Origin of the sequence: Vogesella sp. EB, assembly GCF_001037925.1 — a bacterium.
Lineage (GTDB): Bacteria > Pseudomonadota > Gammaproteobacteria > Burkholderiales > Chromobacteriaceae > Vogesella > Vogesella indigofera.
On sequence record NZ_LFDT01000012.1, the window covers coordinates 1 to 14,520 of the forward strand.

At 62.9% G+C, this 14,520-nt stretch carries 11 protein-coding genes; 6 read left to right on the plus strand and 5 right to left on the minus strand.

Going from position 1 to position 14,520, the window contains the following annotated elements; all coding sequences use genetic code 11:
- Positions 1 to 251 precede the first annotated feature (251 nt).
- Positions 252 to 1,835 carry an L-aspartate oxidase gene (nadB, locus tag ACG97_RS08875; protein ID WP_047967001.1) on the plus strand — a complete coding sequence of 528 codons (1,584 nt, stop codon included), beginning with the start codon at positions 252 to 254 and terminating at the stop codon, positions 1,833 to 1,835.
- Between the two features lie 49 nt (positions 1,836 to 1,884).
- On the opposite strand, the gene ACG97_RS08880 is transcribed toward nadB, so the two are convergent.
- Complete coding sequence (locus ACG97_RS08880; protein WP_156168003.1) at positions 1,885 to 4,188, minus strand: PAS domain S-box protein; 2,304 nt, start codon at positions 4,186 to 4,188, stop codon at positions 1,885 to 1,887.
- A gap of 166 nt (positions 4,189 to 4,354) precedes the next feature.
- Here ACG97_RS08880 and ACG97_RS08885 point away from each other — a divergent pair, with 166 nt between their 5' ends.
- The 5 genes from ACG97_RS08885 to ACG97_RS08905 all read left to right on the plus strand — a co-directional run bounded on the left by ACG97_RS08885 (position 4,355) and on the right by ACG97_RS08905 (position 10,072).
- Entirely contained in the window at positions 4,355 to 5,353 is a 999-nt protein-coding gene (locus ACG97_RS08885) for a TRAP transporter substrate-binding protein (protein WP_047967002.1), read from the plus strand.
- Positions 5,354 to 5,434: 81 nt separating this feature from the next.
- The gene (locus ACG97_RS08890; RefSeq protein WP_047967003.1) at positions 5,435 to 6,046 is read left to right on the plus strand and encodes a TRAP transporter small permease; all 612 of its coding nucleotides are present in this window, start codon (positions 5,435 to 5,437) and stop codon (positions 6,044 to 6,046) included.
- Positions 6,043 to 7,326, plus strand: a complete 1,284-nt coding sequence (locus ACG97_RS08895) for a TRAP transporter large permease (protein WP_047967004.1) — start codon at positions 6,043 to 6,045, stop codon at positions 7,324 to 7,326. Before ACG97_RS08890 ends, ACG97_RS08895 begins: the two co-directional genes overlap by 4 nt.
- 141 nt (positions 7,327 to 7,467) lie before the next feature.
- On the plus strand, positions 7,468 to 9,744 hold the full coding sequence (locus ACG97_RS08900; protein WP_047967005.1) for an NADP-dependent malic enzyme: 2,277 nt from the start codon (positions 7,468 to 7,470) through the stop codon (positions 9,742 to 9,744).
- Between the two features lie 82 nt (positions 9,745 to 9,826).
- Positions 9,827 to 10,072, plus strand: a complete 246-nt coding sequence (locus ACG97_RS08905) for a PhaM family polyhydroxyalkanoate granule multifunctional regulatory protein (RefSeq protein WP_047967006.1) — start codon at positions 9,827 to 9,829, stop codon at positions 10,070 to 10,072.
- A gap of 56 nt (positions 10,073 to 10,128) precedes the next feature.
- Here the strand turns inward: ACG97_RS08905 and ACG97_RS08910 are convergent, their stop codons facing one another.
- The 4 genes from ACG97_RS08910 to flgL form a co-directional block, all read right to left on the minus strand.
- The gene (locus ACG97_RS08910) at positions 10,129 to 10,629 is read right to left on the minus strand and encodes a hypothetical protein (protein WP_156168004.1); all 501 of its coding nucleotides are present in this window, start codon (positions 10,627 to 10,629) and stop codon (positions 10,129 to 10,131) included.
- Between the two features lie 81 nt (positions 10,630 to 10,710).
- Positions 10,711 to 12,093 carry a sodium-dependent transporter gene (locus ACG97_RS08915; protein ID WP_047967008.1) on the minus strand — a complete coding sequence of 461 codons (1,383 nt, stop codon included), beginning with the start codon at positions 12,091 to 12,093 and terminating at the stop codon, positions 10,711 to 10,713.
- 275 nt (positions 12,094 to 12,368) lie between these two features.
- Entirely contained in the window at positions 12,369 to 13,532 is a 1,164-nt protein-coding gene (gene argE / locus ACG97_RS08920; protein ID WP_047967009.1) for an acetylornithine deacetylase, read from the minus strand.
- Positions 13,533 to 13,539: 7 nt separating this feature from the next.
- The gene (gene flgL / locus ACG97_RS08925) at positions 13,540 to 14,502 is read right to left on the minus strand and encodes a flagellar hook-associated protein FlgL (protein ID WP_047967010.1); all 963 of its coding nucleotides are present in this window, start codon (positions 14,500 to 14,502) and stop codon (positions 13,540 to 13,542) included.
- Between the last annotated feature and the right edge of the window lie 18 nt (positions 14,503 to 14,520).

The window sequence follows — 14,520 nt, forward strand, 5'->3', positions numbered from 1 at the left end:
GTTTCGTTTTCGGCGTCAGCTGAGGAGGCGAACTATAGCGAAGCCCGCCAGCCGCGTCAACACCCGCAAACACAATTTCCGACACAAAAGCGGCAAGCCCTTGATTTCAAAAACACCGCAGCGTCAAGAAAAATGCAAAAGGTTGGCCGCAATGATTCTTTGGCGTGACGCAGCACGCGATGGGCGATTCTGCTAATCTTGCTTTTTTGTTTCAGCGTGTGCTTTCACCACGGTTTCAGAGCGATTCGACAATGACAACACTGAAGTTTGATGTCCTGATTATTGGTAGCGGCCTGGCCGGCATGACCCTGGCGCTGCATCTGGCCGAGCATTACGAGGTCGGCCTGATCACCAAGCGGGATTTGCTGGAGGGCAGTTCTTCTTATGCGCAGGGCGGCATTGCCGCGGTGCTGGACACCGGCGATTCGGTCGCCAAGCATATCGATGACACGCTGATCGCCGGCGCCGGGCTATGTAATGAAGAAACCACCCGCTTCATCGTCGAGAACTCGAAGGATGCCATCGACTGGCTGGTGGACCTCGGCGTGCCGTTCACCAAGGACGCCAGCCACCAGACCGGCTTTCACCTGACCCGCGAGGGCGGCCACAGTCATCGCCGCATCATCCATGCCGCCGATGCCACCGGTGCGGCGGTAACGTCCACCCTTGGCCAGAAGATCAAGGCCCACCCGCGTATCCGCGTACTGGAAAACCATATTGCGGTTGACCTGATCACCGGCAAGAAGCTGGGGCGCAGCGAAAACCGCTGCTATGGCGCCTACGCGCTGGACAAGGATCTGGACGAGGTGGTGACCATTGCGGCCAACCATACCATCCTCGCCTCCGGCGGCGCCGGCAAGGTCTACCTCTATACCACCAATCCGGATACCGCCACCGGCGACGGCATTGCCATGGGCTGGCGTGCCGGCTGCCGGGTCGGCAATATGGAATTCATCCAGTTCCACCCGACCTGCCTGTATCACCCGCACACCAAGTCGTTCCTGGTGTCGGAGGCGGTACGCGGCGAAGGCGGCATCCTGCGCCTGCCGGACGGCACCCGCTTCATGCCGCAGCACGACGAGCGCGCCGAGCTGGCACCGCGCGACGTAGTGGCACGCGCCATCGACTTCGAAATGAAGAAGCACGGCCTCGACTGCGTCTATCTGGACATTTCCTACAAGCCGGCCAGCTTCATCCAGGAGCACTTCCCCAATATCTACGCGCATTGCCTGGAGCTGGGCATCGATATCACCCAGCAGCCGATTCCGGTGGTACCGGCGGCGCACTATACCTGCGGCGGCCTGGTCACCGATCTGGAAGGGCGCACCGATGTCGACGGCCTGTACGCGGTCGGCGAAGTCGCCTGCACCGGTTTGCACGGTGCCAACCGTCTGGCCAGCAACTCGCTGCTGGAGTGCATGGTGATCGGCAAGGCGGCCGCGGCCAATATCGTGGCGTCGAAGACGGTGCCACTGCCGGCGATTCCGGACTGGGACGACAGCCGCGTCACCGATCCGGATGAGGAAGTGGTGATCTCGCACAACTGGGACGAGCTGCGCCGCGCAATGTGGGACTACGTCGGCATCGTGCGCACCAACAAGCGGCTGGAGCGGGCGCTGCACCGCATCAATCTGCTGTCGGAAGAGATCAACGAGTACTACAGCCACTTCCACGTCACCAACGACCTGATCGAGCTGCGCAACCTGGTGCAGACCGCCGAGCTGATCGTGCGCTCTGCCCTGCTGCGCAAGGAGAGCCGTGGCCTGCACTTCAGCCGCGACTATCCGCAGACCGACGCCGACTGCCACGATACCGTGCTGACGCCGGCAGGCTGAAGCACAAGGTTGGCCGCAGCCGTTGCGGCCAACCTTTGCCCTCGTCCGGCTACTGCGCGCCGTTGTGGCCGGACAGCGGCAGGGTGAACCAGAACACGCAGCCGCCGGCCAGCGTGTCGCTAACGCCGAATTCGCCGTGGTGGAATTCGACGATGGAGCGGCAGATATTGAGGCCGATGCCCATCCCGTCCGGCTTGGTGGAATAGAACGGCGTAAACAGGTTGTCCTTCACCTCCTGCGCCAGCCCCGGCCCGCTGTCGCTGACCTCCACCCGCCAGAAGCGTTCGCCGGCCTCGGTACGGATCGCCACCAGCGGCCGCCGCACGTCGGCCTCGCGCATCGCCTCCACCGCATTCTTGATCAGGTTGAGCAGCACCTGCTCAATCAGCACCGGATCCATCTGCACCGTCACCGGCTTGCCGCCCGGCTCCCACAACAGCTGGGCGCCGTATTTCTCCGCCAGCGGCAGCGCCAGCGCATGGGCGCGCGACACCGCCAGATCGGGATCGGCATTCTCTAGCTGTGGCGCGTGCTTTTTGACGAAGGCGCGGATGCTGTTGACGATCTGCCCGGCGCGGCGCGCCTGCTGCACGATGGCCTGGATCGCCTCCAGCACGCCGTGCTGCTGCTGCACCGCCTCCGGTAGCCGCCGCGACACCCCGGCGGCGTAGGTGGAAATGGCGGTCAGCGGCTGGTTCAGCTCGTGCGCCAGGCTGGACGCCATCTCGCCCATCGCGATCAGGCGCGAGGTGGTCTGGAAGCGCTCGTCCTGCGTCCGCGCCCGCTCGTCGCGCTGGCGCTGTTCGGTGACATCGACCAGCATCGCCAGCCACGCCTCCTCCTCGTTGACCCAGCTGATCTTGCGGTACTGCAGCTGGAACCAGTGCTCGTCGTGGTCCGGCGAAAACTCCAGCGACACGCGATCCGCCGGTGCCGCGCCGGCCAGCCCCGGCAGCATCGGACAATACAGCCCCGCCGGCTCGAACTGCGCCCACATCTCGGCGAAGGCCGGGTTGGCGTATAGCAGTTGCGAGCTGGCGCCGTCGGTCACGCACAGGCCGACATCGAGGCCGTTGAGCACCGACAGGAAGCGCTGGTGCGAATAGTTGAGAGCCAGCCGCTTTTTCTTCAGCTCGGTGATGTCGTACAGCGACGCCACCCAACCGGTGTGGCGGCCGTCATTGCCGCGCAGCGGCGTGGCGTAGAAGCGCACCTCGAAACGTTCGCCGTCGCAATGGCAGAACGGCAGTTCGAAGCCGTGTTCCGGCAATTCGCCGCCCAGCACCGCCTGCATCGCCGCCTGCAGCAGCGCCCCCTCCTCCTGCGGCCAGAAGGAATACGGCGGCGACTGGCCGACCAGCTCGGCGCTGTCCAGCCCGGTCAGCTCGCAAAAGGCGCGGTTGACGTGCACGATCTGGCCGCGCAGGTCCAGCGCCAGCAGTCCGCTTTTCATGCTGTTCTCGATCGCCTGGCGCAGGATCATCTCGTGTTGCAGCGCCTTTTCCGCCTGCGCCCGCTCGCGCACGTGGCCACGGATGCGCCACAGCGAATACAGCAGCGCCAGCGTCAGCAGGCCGATGAAACTGGACAGTACCGGCAGCGCCAGCCCGACACCGGCGCGGTAGCTGACCGCGCGCAGGCTGAGGCCGTAGCCGGGGGGATCGAAACTGATCTGGTGGAACAGCGTGTTCTGCGGCGGCGTCTGCTCGAACTTGCTGGCCAGCGCCTTGCCGTCCAGGTCCACCACACTGATGTGGTATTGCGAGGCGATCCACCACGGCACCTGGTGGTGCAGCAGCGCCGCCATGTCATAGACGATGCGCACCCCGCCCTGATAGCGGCCGTGCACCAGCACCGGCACCGCCAGATCGAAACGGTATTTGCCGTCCGCGGCACGATACGGCGTGCCGAACACCGGCCGCTTCAGGCGCTCTGCACGCCACAAGGCGTCGTAGCTGCCGCCTTCGAGTTGCTGGCCGCCATTGGCCATGCCGCTGCCGTCGAGCAGCACGCGACCGCGGCCGTCTACCCACTGCACCTCGGCAATCTCGCGGCTCTCGCGCCGCAGCAGGCTGGCGGCGGCGACAAAACGCTGCTGCCCGGCTGCGCCGCCCTGCAGGTCCGGCGTCATGCTCTCCACCGTTTGCTGGTGCCCCTCCAGATGCAGGCGCAGGCTCTGCTCCAGCCACAGCAGCTCCTGCACCAGGCTGTCGCGCTGCTCGTCGACCCAGTCGCGGTAGACCACGGAATAGAGACCGGCCAGCGCCGCCAGCAAGGCGGCCAGGGTCAGGATCACCCCCAGCCACAGCAGGCGGGGCGACGATTTCAACGGGGGAGTAGCTATCAATTGCATACGGGCAACCAGGGCAAACAGCATCAATCACTAGGGAAAACCCCAATGCGGAAGTCCCCAATGGTCAGCCCCCATTGCGGGAACTAATGTTGATGTGGCGGACAGTCCGTTTGTCTGACACGGACGATAACACGCACAACACGACAAATAACAGGAGAGTACCGAGATGAAACTGAAATATGCAGCCCTTGTAATCGGGGCCACCTTCGGCTTCGCTGGCGCCGCCCACGCCGCTGATTTCGTCATCAAATTCAGCCACGTGGTGGCGCAGGACACGCCGAAAGGCAAGGCCGCCGAATACTTCAAGAAGCTGGCCGAAACCCGTACCAAGGGCCGCGTACAGGTACAGGTATTCCCGAACAGCCAGCTGTACAAGGACAAGGAAGAACTGGAAGCGCTGCAGCTGGGCGCGGTACAGATGCTGGCTCCAAGCCTGGCCAAGTTCGGCCCGCTGGGCGCCAAGGAATTCGAGGTCTTCGACCTGCCGTACATCTTCGACAGCTACGACGAACTGCACAAGGTGACCCAGGGCCCGATCGGCATGCAACTGCTGGCCAAGCTCGAGAACAAGGGCATCAAGGGCCTCGCCTACTGGGATAACGGCTTCAAGATCTTCTCCGCCAACAAGCCGCTGAAGTCGCCGGCCGACTTCAAGGGCCTGAAGATGCGCATCCAGTCGTCCAAAGTGCTGGAAGAAGAAATGCGCGCCCTCGGCGCCCTGCCGCAGGTGATGGCCTTCTCCGAGACCTACCAGGCGCTGCAGACCGGCGTGGTGGACGGTACCGAGAACCCGCCGTCCAACATGCTGACGCAGAAGATGCACGAAGTGCAGAAGCACGCCACGGTGACCAACCACGGCTATCTCGGCTACGCCGTGATCGTCAACAAGAAGTTCTGGGACGGCCTGCCGGCCGACATCCGCACCACGCTGGATGGCGCGATGAAGGAAGCCACCGTCTACGCCAACAAGATTGCGCAGCAGGAAAACGAAAGCGATCTGGCCAAGATCAAGGCCTCCGGCAAAACCCAGGTCTACATCCCGACTGCGGCAGAACGCGCCGCCTTCAAGAAAGCCCTGACTCCGGTTCACACCAAGATGGACGACCGCATCGGCGAAGGCCTGGTACAGCTGATCTACAAGCAGACCGGCTACACCCCGAACTGAACCGCACCTGACTGACTGAAGGTTGGCCGCATCCCGCAGCATGGCATGCGGCCAACCTTTGTCTTAACCGGAGTCACTATCATGAAATTCCTCGACCACCTCGAGGAGTGGCTGATCGCCACCCTGATGGCCGCCGCGACGCTGATCACCTTCTTCGCCGTCGTGCACCGTTACGGGAGCGGCATCGAGCTGCTTCAACCCCTGCTTGCCGATATCCATACCAGCTGGGCACAGGAACTGACCATCTACCTGTTCGTGTGGATGGCCAAGTTCGGTGCCGCCTACGGCGTGCGCACCGGCATCCACGTCGGCGTCGACGTGCTGATCAACAAGCTGTCCGACAACAACCGCGCCAAGTTCATCGTCATCGGCCTGCTCGCCGGCGCGCTGTTCACCGGCATCGTCGGCACCCTGGGCGCCACCTTTGTCTGGGAAATCGGCCATACCGAGCAAACCTCGGCCGACCTGGAAGTGCCGATGTGGCTGGTCTACCTCGCAGTGCCCTGCGGCTCCTACCTGATGTGCTTCCGCTTCCTGCAGGTGATGGTCAACTTCCTCAAGACCGGCGTACTGCCGAAACACGACCACAGCCATGTCGAAGGCATGGACGATGTCACCGAAGACAGCAACTGGTTCGCGCTGGACGACAACCTGCACCCGCATGACGTAGCCAACAAAGGAGGCAAGCAATGAGCGCCCTCATCATTTTCGGCCTGCTGCTGGTGCTGATGCTGACCGGCATGCCGATCTCCATCTCGCTCGGCCTCACCGTGCTGACCTTCCTGTTCACCATGACCGACGTGCCGATCGAGGCGGTGGCGCTGAAGCTGTTCACCGGTATCGAGAAGTTCGAGATCATGGCCATTCCGTTCTTCATCCTTGCCGGTAACTTCCTCACCCACGGCGGGGTGGCGCGGCGCATGATCAACTTCGCCTCGTCGATGGTCGGCCACTGGCACGGCGGCCTCGGCCTCGCCGGCGTGGTGGCCTGCGCGCTGTTTGCCGCGGTATCGGGTTCCAGCCCGGCCACCGTGGTCGCCATCGGCTCCATCCTGCTGCCGGCGATGGTGAAACAGGGCTTCCCCAACAGCTTCGGCGCCGGTGTCATCACCACCTCCGGCGCACTGGGCATCCTGATCCCGCCGTCCATCGTGATGGTGATGTACTCGGTCGCGACCAACACCTCGGTCGGCCAGCTGTTCATGGCCGGCGTGATCCCGGGGCTGATGCTGGCCACCTTCCTCGGCCTCACCACCTGGTACCGTGCGCGCAAGTTCAACTACCCGCGCCTGCCGAAAGCCTCCTTCAAGCAACGCGTCAAGGCGCTGCGCGAGTCGATGTGGGGCCTGTTCCTGATCGTGGTGGTGATCGGCGGCATCTACACCGGCATCTTCACCCCGACCGAGGCCGCCGCGATGTCGGCGGTGTACGCCTTCATCGTCGCCGTGTTCATCTACAAGGACCTGACGCTGAAGCAGGTGCCGAAGGTGCTGCTCGATTCGGCCAGCATGTCGGCGATGCTGCTGTACATCATCACCAACGCGGTGCTGTTCTCGTTCCTGATGACCAGCGAAGGCATCCCGCAGGCGATGGCAGGGTCATTGATTGATGCAGGCCTCGGCCCGATCGCCTTCCTGCTGGCGGTGAACGTGATCCTGCTGCTGGCCGGCAACGTGATGGAACCGTCGTCGATCGTGCTGATCTTCGCGCCGATCCTGTTCCCGGTGGCGATGCAGCTGGGCATCGACCCGGTGCACTTCGGCATCCTGATCGTGGTCAACATGGAAGTCGGCATGTGCCATCCGCCGGTGGGGCTGAACCTGTACGTCGCCTCCGGCATCACCAAGATGGGCATCACCGAGCTGACGGTGGCGGTATGGCCGTGGCTGCTGACCATGCTGGCTTTCCTTGGCCTGGTCACCTATGTACCGATGATTTCGCTGTGGCTGCCCAAGACCCTGGGCATGATGTAACAAGCACCTTGGCCGCAAAAACGCGATGGAACCTCTCCATCGCGTTTTTTGTCGGACACGGCATAGCCCGCAACTAAGGGTTGGCCCTATAATGTCAACCCTCTCCACACCCTCATGAAATAATAATCAGGAGCCAACAGAATGGACGAGCAACTGCGTCAAGCCGCACTCGATTTCCACCAGTTTCCACAGCCGGGCAAGATCCAGGTCGCCCCTACCAAGCCGCTGGCCACCCAGCGCGACCTGGCCCTTGCCTACTCGCCAGGTGTGGCAGCACCTTGCGACGCAATCGTGGAAGACCCGCTGAACGCCTACAAGTACACCGCCCGTGGCAACCTGGTGGCCGTGGTTACCAACGGCACCGCCGTGCTGGGCCTGGGCAACATCGGCCCGCTGGCCGGCAAGCCGGTGATGGAAGGTAAAGGCGTGCTGTTCAAGAAGTTCGCCGGCATCGACGTATTCGACATCGAACTGGCCGAGAACGACCCGGACAAGCTGGTCGACATCATCTGCGCGATGGAACCGACTTTCGGCGGCATCAACCTGGAAGACATCAAGGCGCCGGAATGCTTCTACATCGAGAAGAAGTGCCGCGAACGCATGGGCATCCCGGTGTTCCACGATGACCAGCACGGTACCGCCATCGTCGCCGCCGCCGCAGTCCTGAACGCACTGCGCCTGATCAACAAGGAAATCGGCAATGTCCGCGTGGTCGCCTCCGGCGCCGGTGCGGCCGCCATTGCCTGCCTGGAGCTGATGGTGGCTCTGGGCATCAAGCGTGAAAACGTGACCGTTTGCGATTCCAAAGGCGTGATCTTTGAAAACCGCGACGACAAGATGGACGAATCGAAGAAGCGCTTCGCGATCAAGGACAACGGTCAGCGCAAACTGGCCGACGCCATGGTCGGCGCCGACATCTTCCTCGGCCTGTCCGGCCCGAAACTGGTCACCCAGGACATGGTCAAGTCGATGGCAGCCAACCCGCTGATCCTCGCCATGGCCAACCCGGAACCGGAAATCCTGCCACCGCTGGTCAAGGAAGTCCGCCCGGACGCCATCATCGGTACCGGCCGTTCCGACTACCCGAACCAGGTCAACAACGTACTGTGCTTCCCGTTCATCTTCCGTGGTGCGCTGGACGTGGGCGCCACCACCATCAACGAAGAGATGAAGCTGGCCTGCGTGCGCGCGATTGCCGACCTGGCGATGGCGGAGCAGAACGACGTGGTGGCCACCGCTTACGGCGACCAGGAACTGTCGTTCGGCCCGGAATACCTGATTCCGAAACCGTTCGACCCGCGCCTGATCGTGAAGATCGCTCCGGCCGTTGCCCAGGCGGCGATGGATTCCGGCGTGGCCACCCGTCCGATCGCCGACATGGATGCCTATGTCGAGCAGCTGGCGCAGTTCGTGTACAAGACCAACCTGTTCATGAAGCCGGTATTCACCCAGGCCAAGAAAGCCAAGGCCCGCGTGGTAATGGCCGAAGGTGAAGACGAGCGCGTGCTGCACGCCACCCAGGAAATCATCTCGCAAGGTCTGGCCTTCCCGATCCTGATCGGCCGTCCTTCCGTGATCGAGAAGCGTATCGAAAAGCTGGGTCTGAAGATAGAAATCGGCGTTGACTTCGAACTGGTCAACAACGAATCCGATCCGCGCTTTGCCGACTACTGGAAAGAGTATTACGAGCTGAGCAAGCGCAAAGGCGTATCGCAGGAACAGGCGCGTCGCCGCGTGATCGGCAACACCACCCTGATCGGTGCGCTGATGGTACGCCGCGGTGAAGCGGATGCGATGATCTGCGGTACCTATGGCCCGTATCGCCAGCACTTCGACATCATCGAGAACGTGATCGGCTACGCCCGCCAGGACAAGGTCGCCGGTGCCATGAACGCGCTGATCCTGCCGACCGGCAACATCTTCATCGCCGACACCTACGTGAACCCGAACCCGGACGCGCAGCAGCTGGCAGCCATCACCGAGATGGCGGCACAGTCGGTACGCCGCTTCGGCATCAACCCGAAAGTGGCCCTGCTGTCCAACTCCAGCTTCGGCACCTGGAACTCGGAAGGCGCCTGCAAAATGCGCGACGCGCTGGCTCTGGTGCAGGAAGCGCATCCGGAACTGGAAATCGACGGCGAAATGCAGGGCGATGCCGCGCTGATCGAAAGCATCCGCCAGCAGGCGATGCCGGACAGCACGCTGAAGGGCGCCGCCAACCTGCTGGTGATGCCAAACGTGGAAGCGGCCAACATCAGCTACAACCTGCTGCGCGTTTCGGCGTCCGACGGCGTGACCATCGGCCCGATCCTGATGGGCATGGCCAAGCCGGTGCACATCCTGACCCCGATCTCCTCGGTACGCCGCATTGTCAACATGGTGGCGCTGGCCGCGGTGGATGTACAAGCAAATAGCTAAGCGCCGATAGTGGTTATACTGAACGGGTGAACGTCATGTTCACCCGTTTTTTTATGTTGCGGCCAACCTTGTGGAGGTTCCGATGAGTGCCGATTTCAATCCTGCCGATCCGTTCGCCCTGTTCCGCCAGATGATGCAAAGCGCAACCCCGCCGGGCGCCCAGCCGTTCCTGCCACCGATGAGCGAAGAGGAAATCGACCGCCGCATGGCCGAGCTGCGCGTGGTGGAAACCTGGCTCACCATGAACCTGGGCGCGCTGTCGATGCAGCTCCGCACCCTGGAAATGCAAAAGGCGGCCCTCGCCGCGCTGCGTCCGAAAGGCGAATAAAAAAAACGTTGGCCGCAATCACTTGCGGCCAACGTTTGCTTGATGGCATAACCGGCTCAGCCCACCATCGCCGAGATGTCGAAACGACAGGGGTTGAGCGGCGTTTCCCCGTGCGGAATGCGGCTGGCGCTGCGTTCGTACTGCTGCCACAGCTGCCGCCGCGCCGGGGTATCGAACATCCGCGCATGCAGCAGGTCGAGGAAGTGCAGCATGGTCTGCGCATCGACCTTGGCCTTGCCCAGCGTGTGTTCGCTCAGCACACAGGACATCGCGTAGCGCACCTGCGTCACCTCCGGCCCCAGCCTGGCCGGATCGGTCTGCCGCACCGCGCGCTGCCATGCCCGCGCCAGCTGGCTGCTGGCAGCAAACGCCGCGGCATTGCCGGCGAAGCGCGCGGCGATCAGCTCGCCGACGTCGTCGCGCAGCAGGTCGCCATTGCGATCCGGCGGAAATACGGACTCCGCCACCGGCAGGCGCTCCTGCGATAGCAGCAACCACAGCACCAGTGCACCACCGCAGGCGGCGGCAACGGTGCCAACCAGCAATCGGCCTGCCATCTTTTTCTCCCGTTTCTGCTTGTCCTGCTCCTGCTTGTTCTATAGCAGAGACTGCCAATACGGCAGCCCCTGCCCGCCCTGTTACAGCAGCCCCAGCCCCTTCAGCATCACCAGCAGGATCAGCAGCGGGGTCACGTATTTCAGCAAACCGTACAGCAGCTGCACCACGACCCGGTTATGCAGCACGCCTTCGTTCGACAGCGCCGCCATCATCTTGTCCTTGCCCCATACCCAGGACACGAACAGGCAGATGAAGATGCCGCCTATCGGCAACAGGATGGACGATGACACGAAGTCGAACAAGTCGAAGAAGGTCATGCCGAACAGCTTGACGTCGGCCAGCACACTGTTGGACAGCGCGCAGCTGGCGCCGATCACGCCCAGCAGCAGCAGGTTGATCAGCGTCGCCCTGGCACGGCTGATGCCGAAACGGCCGACCATCACCGACACCGGCACTTCCAGCAGCGACAGCATGGCACCGGTGGCCGCCACCGCCGACAGCACGAAGAACAGCACCATGAACAGGTGCCCCATCGGCATGCTGGCGAATACCGCCGGAATGGTGATGAACAGCAGCGACGGCCCGGCTTCCGGCTTGAAGCCGAAGGTAAACACCGCCGGGAACACCACGATACCGGCCAGCATCGACACGAACAGGTCGGCGCTCATCACCCGTACCGTGGTGGCAGGAATGTTCTGGTCGTCACGGAAATAGCTGCCATAGGTCATCATGGTGCCCATGCCGATCGACAACTTGAAGAACGCCAGCCCCATCGCGATCAACGCCACTTCGGCGGTGATCTTGGAAAAATCGGGGGCGAACAGGAAGGCCAGCCCCTGCGCCGCGCCCGGCAGCATCAGGCTGCGCACGCCCAGCACCAGCAACAGGATGAACAGCACCGGCATCAGCCTCTTGGTGACCGCCTCGATACCCTTGGCCACACCCAGCAGCAGGATGCCGCCAATGAACAGCAGCACGCCCCACTGCCACAGCAGCGACTGCAGCGGATCGGACACCAGCGCGCCGAACGCGGCCGAGGTCTGCGCCGGATCCTTGCTCAGGATGTCGCCGCCGATGGCCTTGAACACATAGGCGAACACCCAGCCCGCCACTTCGGAATAAAACGACAGGATCAGGAACGCCGCCAGCACCCCGGAGGCACCGATCAGCCACCAGTATTGCCCGGCCGGCGCCAGCACCCGCAGGGTGGTGACCGCATCGGCCTTGGCTTTGCGGCCGAGCATGATCTCGGCAATCATCACCGGCAGACCGACCAGCAGCGTGGCCAGCAGGTAGACCAGCAGGAAACCGGCGCCGCCATTGGCACCGGTAACATAAGGAAACTTCCAGATATTGCCCAGCCCGACCGCGGAACCGAGCGTCGCCGCCAGCACGCCGAAGCTGCTGGTAAAGGCATCCCGCGCCTGACCCGCGGGTGTCGCGGGTTGCGTAGTTTGTTTCATGGTTTGTCCCACCTTGAAATGACAACAAGCCCGCCGCCGTGGATAACAGCGCGGGCATCACTCTCCACCGCAATGGAGGGTCGGGATTTTGAAGGGGGAACGAAAGACAGTAAAGAAGATTCTTAGAGCGTGTTCATGATCCGCACGCTCACGCGAGACAAGGCGAAAACGGCTGAGGAAGCGGCGTTTATCCAGATATAAAAAGCATGCCGAAGCCGCTTTCAATGGCATATCGCCCCACCGGAATCAAGTCGCAGCAGATCGTGAACAGGCTCTTACAGCCCCACCGGGCGCACAAGGCGCTCGGTCAGCCGCAACAGCCAGTCGCGGCACAGCGCCAGCTGGCCGAGTTCGACGTACTCGTCGGGACGGTGCGCCTGCTCGATCGAACCGGGACCGCACACCACCGCGGCAATACCGGCCTCGGCAAAGCGGCCAGCCTCGGTGGTATAGGCCACCGCCTCGCCACGGCAACCGTGGCACAGCGCGTCGACATGCTGGCGCACGCTGCTGTCGGCGTCCGATTCGAACGGCGGGCAGTTGACCAGCGGCTCGAAGCTGATCGCCGCCTCCGGCGCCACCTGCTGCATTTCCGCGCTCAACAGCGCCGCGTAGTCGCGCACCGAGTCGACGAAACGCTGGTGATTGTCACCCGGCAACCAGCGGCACTCGAACACGAACTCGCAATCCTTGGGCACGATGTTGGCCGCGGTGCCACCGTGGATGACGCCGGTCTGCAAGGTGGTGAACGGCACGTCATACAGTGCCTGCCGCATGCCGAAACTCTGTTCGGCATCGGCCAGCTTGCGGATGTGCACGATCAGCTTGGCGGCATACTCGATGGCGTTGACGCCCTTGGGCGTCAGCGAGGAATGCGCGGCGCGGCCGAGCACGCGGCAACGGTAATGGGCAATGCCCTTGTGGGCGATCACCGGCCGCATCATGGTCGGCTCGCCGATGATGCAGCCCTCGATCGGCAGCTGTCGCTGCTGCAGGTCGGCAATCAGGCGCCCGACCCCCAGACAACCGACTTCCTCGTCGTAAGACAGCGCGATACCGATGGCGCGCTGCAGCTGGCCGGCTGCGGCCAACCTTGTCCACTCCTCGACCAGGGACAGCACGCAGGCAATAAAGCCCTTCATGTCGCAACTGCCGCGACCATAGAGACGACCGTCGCGCTCGCTCATGATAAAAGGGGCGCTCTGCCAGCTCTGGCCGTCGACCGGCACCACGTCAGTGTGCCCGGACAACACCACGATCGGCAGCGCCGGATCCCCGATCACCGCAAACAGGTTGGCCTTGTCGCCGGCATCGGAAAAAGTCAGCGTGCTGTCCACGCCAAACTGCGCCAGATAGTCCTGCACCCACCGGATCAGGGCCAGGTTGGACTCACGACTGGTGGTGTCAAAAGCGATCAGCTGGGCGAGGATGGTTTGCATGGCGCGATCAGAGGTAGTTGAACAGGGACAGGCTCTTCACCTGGGAAAAGGTTTTCTGCGTGACTTCCAGCGCCGTTCTGGCCATCTCGAAGTCGGACACCGCCTTGGCCAGATCCAGGTCTTCCAGATTGCTGATCTGCGACGCGTATTGCACGCTCAGGGCGTCACCCATCTCGATCAGCGAATCGGTCTCCTGCATGCGCGAACCCAGCGAGGCCCGGCTGGCCAGTACCTGCGACAGGCCGTCATCCAGCCCCTGAATGGCCGTCGCAATATTGGTGGCGTAGTTGGGGTCCACCGAGCCGGCGGATAGTGCCTCGTCAAACACCGACAGCGACTGCCACAGCGCGTTGCCGGCCGCGGTCGGCCCTGCCGGGGCGGGTCCGGCCGGAGTTGAGGTACGGCCGAACACCACCGAACCGGGCTCGGTCACCGCGATCTCGCGGCTGGACGAGATCGCCATGTACTGGCGCTGGTCATTGCCCTGGTAGTTGATATTCAGCTGTGGCGGGGTCGCCTGCACCGCCATGGTAAACGGCGGCTTGCTCTTGTCGGTGCCACCGAAGATATAGTTCGACGCGCCGTCGGTGGTGTTGGCGAGGGAAACCAGCTCTTTTACCTTCTCGCGCATCTCGTTCTGGATTGCCTGCCGGTCTTCGTTGGTCAGCACCGTGTTGCCTGCCTGCACCGCCAGGGTCTTGATCGAGATGATGGTGTTGGAGACGTTGCCGAGGATGGTATCGGTAATCGCCAGCTGCGAGGCGGCCGCCTTGGCATTGCTGGATTGCTGCGTATTCATCGACTTGGACTGGTTGATATCGACCAGCGTGGCCGCCGCCACCGGGTCATCCGATGCCCGGTTGATGCGTTTCAGGGTCGACAGCTGCTCGTTGAGGCGGTTGAGCTGGGAACCCTTGCTTTGCAGGTTATAGGTGCCCATGATGTACTGGGTATTGCTGCTGACTCTCATTGCCTTATCCTCTGAAAA

Bases quoted from the DNA above. Each gene is read 5' to 3' on its own strand.
- nadB (WP_047967001.1), top strand. From the start codon at position 252: ATGACAACACTGAAGTTTGATGTCCTGATTATTGGTAGCGGCCTGGCC.
- ACG97_RS08880 (WP_156168003.1), bottom strand. From the start codon at position 4,188: ATGCAATTGATAGCTACTCCCCCGTTGAAATCGTCGCCCCGCCTGCTG.
- ACG97_RS08885 (WP_047967002.1), top strand. From the start codon at position 4,355: ATGAAACTGAAATATGCAGCCCTTGTAATCGGGGCCACCTTCGGCTTC.
- ACG97_RS08890 (WP_047967003.1), top strand. From the start codon at position 5,435: ATGAAATTCCTCGACCACCTCGAGGAGTGGCTGATCGCCACCCTGATG.
- ACG97_RS08895 (WP_047967004.1), top strand. From the start codon at position 6,043: ATGAGCGCCCTCATCATTTTCGGCCTGCTGCTGGTGCTGATGCTGACC.
- ACG97_RS08900 (WP_047967005.1), top strand. From the start codon at position 7,468: ATGGACGAGCAACTGCGTCAAGCCGCACTCGATTTCCACCAGTTTCCA.
- ACG97_RS08905 (WP_047967006.1), top strand. From the start codon at position 9,827: ATGAGTGCCGATTTCAATCCTGCCGATCCGTTCGCCCTGTTCCGCCAG.
- ACG97_RS08910 (WP_156168004.1), bottom strand. From the start codon at position 10,629: ATGGCAGGCCGATTGCTGGTTGGCACCGTTGCCGCCGCCTGCGGTGGT.
- ACG97_RS08915 (WP_047967008.1), bottom strand. From the start codon at position 12,093: ATGAAACAAACTACGCAACCCGCGACACCCGCGGGTCAGGCGCGGGAT.
- argE (WP_047967009.1), bottom strand. From the start codon at position 13,532: ATGCAAACCATCCTCGCCCAGCTGATCGCTTTTGACACCACCAGTCGT.
- flgL (WP_047967010.1), bottom strand. From the start codon at position 14,502: ATGAGAGTCAGCAGCAATACCCAGTACATCATGGGCACCTATAACCTG.